This is a genomic window from Sutterella sp., from assembly GCF_052272535.1.
Taxonomy (GTDB): Bacteria; Pseudomonadota; Gammaproteobacteria; order Burkholderiales; family Burkholderiaceae_F; genus Sutterella.
In genome coordinates, this window is sequence record NZ_DAVZJY010000136.1 from 1 (window position 1) to 6,611 (window position 6,611).

Here is a 6,611-nt window from a genome sequence, read left to right on the forward strand (position 1 = left end):
CGGGCGGGGGCGGGCGCTCAGAGGGGCTCCCAGGACGCCGGCGGGGATTCGGCTCTGATGCAGGGTACGGCGCAGAGTCCGGATCAGGACACCGCTTCCGACGGCCTCGAAGCGGAGCGCGCCCACTTCCGGGCGTTTCTCCCAAAGCTCGAGTTCCCCTCCGAGAGCCTCTTTCTCGACGACTACATGAAGCTGCTGCGCTTCGCCTTCGAGGCCATGACGCAGTCCGAGCGCGACCGCATCCAGAAGCAGCTGAAGCGCCACGTGAAGGTCGTGAGCGTCAAGGGACGTTGGTGGCTGCGCGACGAAGTGACGCGCATGCTCGCCCGACACGCCTTCGCGTCGGACGTCTCGAGCTGGATGCCGATCGTCTTCTCGTCCTTCACGACCGACGATCCGCTCGTCGCGCCGCTCAAAACCGACGCGGGGCTCTGCGCCGCGCTCGGCCGCGCCGAGACCGCGGCGGCGGAGATCGTTCTTCCGCCCTTCGTGGGCGAAGTCTTCACGCGCCGGCGCCTCGCCGACCTGATCATCGCGTTCGCCAAGGAGAAGGCGCTGCGCCTGATCTGGCCGATGTTCGCTCTCCTCGCCTCCGCCTTCGTGCCCGGGAACGGGAATCCCGCCTCCATCGTGCTGCCGCTCAAAGAGGCTGAGGACTTCTTCTCGCACTTCCTTCCGGATGCCTCCAAAGAGCCGGATTCGGACGCGAAGGCCGCTCAGGCGCCCGGAACGGAGGGCAGTGAAGAGAAGGAAGACAGCGGCGGGAGCGAAGAGAAGAAAGAAATGGGCGCAGAGGCCCTGACCCAGGCGACGGAGGACGTCGAAGAGAAGGAAGCGGGCAAGAAGGACGAGAAGGACGAGAAGGACGAGAAGGACGAGAAGGACGAGAAGGCCGCGCAGAACGCAGCCGTCGAGGAGTGCGTGCCGCACGAAGCGGCCGCCGCCCTCCCGCCGGTTGCTGTGCCTGCGGGCGAAGCGGCGCCGCAGGAGCCGCCTGAACCTGCTCCCGCTCCAACTCCCGCTCCGGAGGCGGAGGCCCAGCCCGCCTCCGCCTCCCGCCGCGCCCGTGAGACGACTGAAGTCCGCGGACCCCGCGGGAAGCTGCGGCGCAATGCGGACCGCCGCAACGCGAAGAAGCCCGTTGAGCGCATCTTCGCGCGCCCCGCCGCCGCGCCTGTTCACGACGAGCCCGCGCACGTGCGCCTCTTCGGCTACGTCGCGCACAACACCGGGGACTTCTACAACCTCTACGCCGTCGAAGACTGGACGCACGGCGGCTTCGTGCCGTTCCCGGCCGGGACGGCGCAGCTCGAATTCCCGCAGTGGGGCGGCGTCAACCTGAGCCTCGGCGGCAGAAAGCCCCCCGAAGGAGGGGGCTTTCTACGTCGCGGACTTCGCCAAGGGCGAGCTCGACCTCAACCGCGACGAGCGGGGCGGGGTGCGCGCGGACTACAAGTTCCAGCTCGCCTACGACCGGCTCGTGAAGGAGGGGCGCTTCCGGAGCGCCGCCGACTTCGGGCTTTATCTCGTTGTCACGCCGCTCGCGCCCGTCGAACCCTCGCAACTCCCGCCCCTCGCGTCGTCGCTGCGCGTGACGGTGACGGGTAGTGAAGCGGACGACCACCGGCTCAACGTCGTCAATGAACACGTGCTCCTCGAGTGCGGCGGGGTCTGTTACGGGCCGCTGCCGCTCAGGGAGAACGCCGCGCGTCAGCTTTACGTGAACCTCTCGGCCGCCGCGCGCCGCGGCGTGGTTGAGTGCTGGCGCCGCCCGGGCGGGCCCGCCGCGATCCCGCTCGAAGTCTTCACGGGGCGCGACGCCGTGGTGTCGGTGCGCTACGCCAAGACCGCGCGCATGGAGCGGTGCGGGGCGGACCTCTGGAGCGACGACGAACTCCTCGAGCACCTTTTGCTGCGCACCCGCGGCATGAGCGCCGAAGCGCTCCTCACGTCGCTCTCGGCCGGAACCTTCGGCGACGAAGATGCGGCCGACGTCGCGCAGGAGCGCGCCGAGCGCGCCCACGCGGCCTTGGCCCGCGGGAGCTACGCCCTCGAAGTGCGCGCCGGACTCGTGGACTTCCTCGTCGAGGAGGCGCTCCCGCACGACCGCACGCTCATGCGCTCGGTGGTGGAGCGCGCGGCCTCGGACGACCGGCTCGCCCGAGCCTTCGCAGACGCCGCTCCCATCGGGCGGCGCCTCGCGGGTTTGAAGGACGAAGTCGTGCGCCTCGCCGATGAGGAGAAGACCGCCCGCGCCGCCCTCGACGAAGCCGATGCGGCCCGCACGGAGGCCGCGCGCCGGCTCGAGGCCGTGAAGGCCGAGTGCGCGGAAAAGGAAAAGCGGATCGCCTTCCTCGAGGCGAACGGCGAACGGATCGCCGCGCTCGCGGACTTCGACGCGGCGCTCGCGCGCATGAAGCGCGAGGAGACCGAACTCACGACGCTGCGCGACAAGGTTCTGGCCGCCGTCGAGGCGGCCGAGAAGAAGGCCGCGGCCCTCGGGGGCGACGTGCTCCCGGAGCGCCTCCTCAAGGCTTCGGCCGTCTGGCGCGAGTCCGTTGAGGACGAGCGCTACGCGCTCAGCGCGCGGATGCTCGGCGAACGGGCCGCGGAGCGCCGGCGCCTTGCGGCAAAGCCCCCGAAGGGGCGGGAGCTCGCCGACCTCCTCGTCTCGCGTCTGCGCGAAGTGCGCCGCTACGACCGCAACATGGTGCTCAATCTCTACCTCTCGGTCGTGCAGAACTTCCTCACGGTCTTCGCGGGCGAGCCCGGTGCGGGCAAGACCTCCGTCTGCCGGCTGATCGCCGGGTCGCTCGGCCTCACGCCCGAGCGCATGCCCGCGGACCTCGCCCAAACGGGATCCCGATTCGTCGAGGTGCCCGTCGAATACGGCTGGACCACGAAGCGCGACTTGATCGGCTACTGGAATCCGCTCTCGAACCGGTTCGAATCGCCCGACCCCGACCGGTGGTCGCTCATCCGCACGCTCGACGCCGAGGCGCGCTCTGCGTTCGGCTCCTGCTGGCCCGCGATCATGCTCCTTGACGAGGCGAACTTGTCGCCCATGGAGTACTACTGGTCCGACTGGATGCGGCTTTGCGACGAGACGGAGAAGGCGTCGGACGGCCCGGCAGCCGTGTCGCTCTGGGACAAGGGGAAGACTCTGGTGCCGCCGACCCTGAGGTTCGTCGCCACCATCAACAACGACAGCACGACCGAGCCCCTGTCGCCGCGCCTCATCGACCGCGCCGCGGTGATCACGCTCCCGCAGCTCGTCGAGTTGGACGCCAAGCGCTCCGCTCCCGCAGGGCGCCCGGAGAACGCGATGGTCGCCTGGGAGGACCTCACCGAGGTCTTCGGCGCGCGCGCCCTCGGGCGCGAGGCGGGCGACGTGCGCGCGCTCCTCGAGGAGGTGGACCGCCACGCGCAGACGCTCGGCATCCGGCTTTCGCCCCGCTCCCGCCGTCAGGTGGAGGGCTACGTGGGCGCGGCGGCCGCGCTCTTTGATGCGGCGGAGAAGCCCGCCTGGGTGGATGCCGTGGACTTCGCCGTGATGCAGAAGGTCCTTCCGCGCATCTCGGGCACGGGCGGGCGCTACCGCGAGGGCTTGGACGCGCTCTTGACGCTCCTCGCCGAGCGCGGGCTGGAGCGCTCCGCGGAGCGCCTCAGGAGCGTCGTCGCCTCGGGCGAAGACGCCATGGACTGCTACCGGTTCTTCTAAAGGCTCGGCGCGCTCATGGCCTGCGGCATCCCCACGCTTCTGATCGGCGCCCGCTCGGGCGCCGTGAGGCTCGCCCTCACGCCCGAGGAGCGTCCGGTGTGGCCCGAAGACCTCGCCTCGGGCGCGCCCGCGCTCGAGGTCGACGACCGTCCGGACTTCCTCATCGAGGGCGCGGCGGTCGAGGGGCTGTCGGGCTTTGAGGGAACCGGGCAGGTGCTCGTCAACCTCTACGTCGGGGACGAATTCGTCGCCGCCGACGTCTTCCGCACGGACGCGGGCTGGGTGATCCGGCCCGAGGCCGCCGAACGCCCCTTTGCGGACGTGGTCGGCATCGCCCGCATCTCGATTCTCTTCGCGACGCCGGGCGGCGGCCGCACGCGGCTTCATGCCGAACCCATCCAGGTGCGCCTCCCGCCCGGGCCCGCCGCCGACAACCTCCTCGCGATGAGCCGCCTCGTGACCGAGGAGGGCTCGGAGCTCTTCGGTTCGGACGAACTCCTCTTCACGGACGTCGATGAGGAAGGTGGGCTCGAGCGGCGCCTGCGGATCTTCGAAGAGACCGCGGCCCTCTATGAGCGGCAGTACGCCTACTTCCGCGAGAACGCCCGCTGCAGACTCGTGGTGGTGCCGGCGCGCCGCAGCGTCGAGGCGCTGCGCGAGCTGACGCCCGAGGGCGCGCGCTGGATCGCGACCCACCCGGACGAACTCCAGGCCGTGGGCCCCGGGCAGGGCTTGCGCGCGCAGGGCCGGCGCTGGATGCCGCGCCACGCGTTGGTGATGGGCGCCGAAGAAAGCCGCGAAACGATGGAGAACGCCGCCGTCACCGCCTTTCCCGGGTTCCTCGCGAACGAGGCCGGGGCGCTCGCGCGCCGGCTCAACGCCCTCGGGGCGGCGGGCGGCCGTCCGGGGGCGCCGACGGGGGCCGACGGATTCGCGCCTTCGGTCTTCGGCGCCTTCGCCGTGAGCGGGGTGCTCGAGCGCCTGCTCGCGGCCGAGCGGACCTTGAGGCGCTTGGGCGACCTCTACCGGCGCGCCGTCGGCGTCTCACCCCCGCCCTTGACGCGGCTTCCCGAAGCGACGCCCGCCTTTCTCGAGACCGCGCAGTACCGGCTGGTCTACGGACTCATGCGCGAGTGGTTCCTCCTCGAACCCCTCGACCTCGAGCGCCTCGTGCGGTGCCTCGCCGGCACGAGGGGCGCGCGGCTCTACGAATACTTCACGCTCGTGCGGCTTCTCCTCGACCTTAAAGGGGCGGGCTTCACGCAGGAGTCGCGGGCAGCCTTCGCCTACACGGGCGCGGGGCCCGCGTACCACCGCAACGCGCTTGCGGCGAACTTCAACACCTTCACCTTCCGGCGCGGCGACGAGCGCGTGCGCGTCTGGTATCAGCCGGTGCTCTACGGCGCGCAACACGCCCCCGAGAACGGTCTCGGGCTCATGCGCACCACCGGGTGGTCGATCCGCACGAATGATGCGGGGGGCGCGTCGCGCCTCGAGCGCTTTGAGAGCGTCTACTACAGCCCGGACTTCGTCCTCGCCTACGACCGCGGAGGCGCCTCGGCCTGGGCCGTGGCCGACAGCAAGTATTCGAAGCTCTCGACGGTCGCCGCCCACTACGGCCTCGAGCAGGCCTTCAAGTACCTCCTCGGCCTCGGCGCCGTGCGTCCGGGAGACCGCTTCACGGGGCTCTGGCTCTTCTGCGGAAGCGTCGAGCCGGACACCGCCCCCGAAGGGTCGCTCTTTGACGCCGCGCTCCGGATGGGGCTCGCCCCCATGCCCGACATGGTGCTCGCGCGCCTCAACGCCTTCAACGCCGGGGAGGCGGACGTGGGCGGACGGGTGCTCGAGCGCTTGATGGACGCGCTCGCGCGGAGCGCCTGAGGGCGAAGCCCACCGAAGCGCCTCAAAATAAAGCGCGGGCGGGCCGGAGGATTCTCTCCCGGCACGCCCGCGGCGTCTCTGCCTGGTTTTCTTTCGCGGGAGGCTTACCCCGGATACCCCTCGACGTCCACGGCTTCGAGTTCTGGGTGCAGAAGCGCATAGGCGCCGATCGGATTGTGGAATTCGGGATGCACGCAGGCCGTCTGCCGCATACCGGCGACGGCGCAGGCGGCGAGCGCCCGGCGGATGCGCAGCTCGTCCATCAGTTCATCCATCAGCTCCATCGCGCCGGAGGCGTAGGTGCGCGGCCGGAGCGCCGCGAGCGTCACCTCCCGTCCGACGTCGGCCGCCCGCGCCAAGGGACTTGCGTACTGCATCTTGAGGACGGGTGAGAAGTTTTCGAGCTCCCCGCGCGCGGGTTCGCGCCAATCGTCGCCCTCCCAGAGCACCCAGCCGAAGCGCCGGCGGAAGGCGGCGGGCGAGGGCTCCGCGCCGGCGAGCACGTTCGTCGCGAGCCCGAGCCGCACGAAGACCGCCTTGGGCGTGCTCTGGAAGATGAAGCACTCGAAGAAGTTCCAGCGTCCGGCGATGAGGCCGATCTGCATCGCCTGCGCGTTCTTTTGGTTGGAGTTCCCGAGCGCGACGTACCACCAGTGGCGCTCGAAGAACTCGGGCTGCGGGAGGGCGGTGAAGAGCGCCCGCCGCGTGATCCGCAGCATCGCGCGCGCCTTGGGCTGACGGCAGAAGTGCGCCCACGCGCCGCGCTCGGAGGCGGAGGCGTTGCGCAGCACCTGAAGAAAGCCGTCGGCGGCTTCGTCGGCGCGCCCGCCCCCGTCGGCGACGAAGCGGTCCTGGAGCTCGGGCGGAAAGTAGCGGTCGAAGGGCTCGGAGCGGTCGATGAGGACCGCGTGCTCGGACTTCGCCCGGTTCGCGAGCGGAAGCCCCATCCGGAGCTCCCGCCCGATCATCTCGGACTCGACCTGCGCGAGCCGTTCGCTGTTGCAGGGGA

Annotated in this window: 3 protein-coding genes; 2 read left to right on the forward strand and 1 reads right to left on the reverse strand. The window is 70.7% G+C overall.

The window, feature by feature from the left end:
* Positions 1-1,438: 1,438 nt before the first annotated feature.
* Positions 1,439-3,721, forward strand: coding sequence for a hypothetical protein (locus ACT6Y9_RS07565; protein ID WP_443744080.1), 2,283 nt, complete (start codon positions 1,439-1,441; stop codon positions 3,719-3,721).
* Between the two features lie 15 nt (positions 3,722-3,736).
* On the forward strand, positions 3,737-5,602 hold the full coding sequence (locus ACT6Y9_RS07570; RefSeq protein WP_443744081.1) for a hypothetical protein: 1,866 nt from the start codon (positions 3,737-3,739) through the stop codon (positions 5,600-5,602).
* A 104-nt stretch (positions 5,603-5,706) separates the two neighbouring features.
* Here ACT6Y9_RS07570 and ACT6Y9_RS07575 read toward each other — a convergent pair.
* A partial coding sequence (locus tag ACT6Y9_RS07575; protein WP_443744082.1) for a hypothetical protein occupies positions 5,707-6,611 on the reverse strand: 905 nt, incomplete at its 5' end.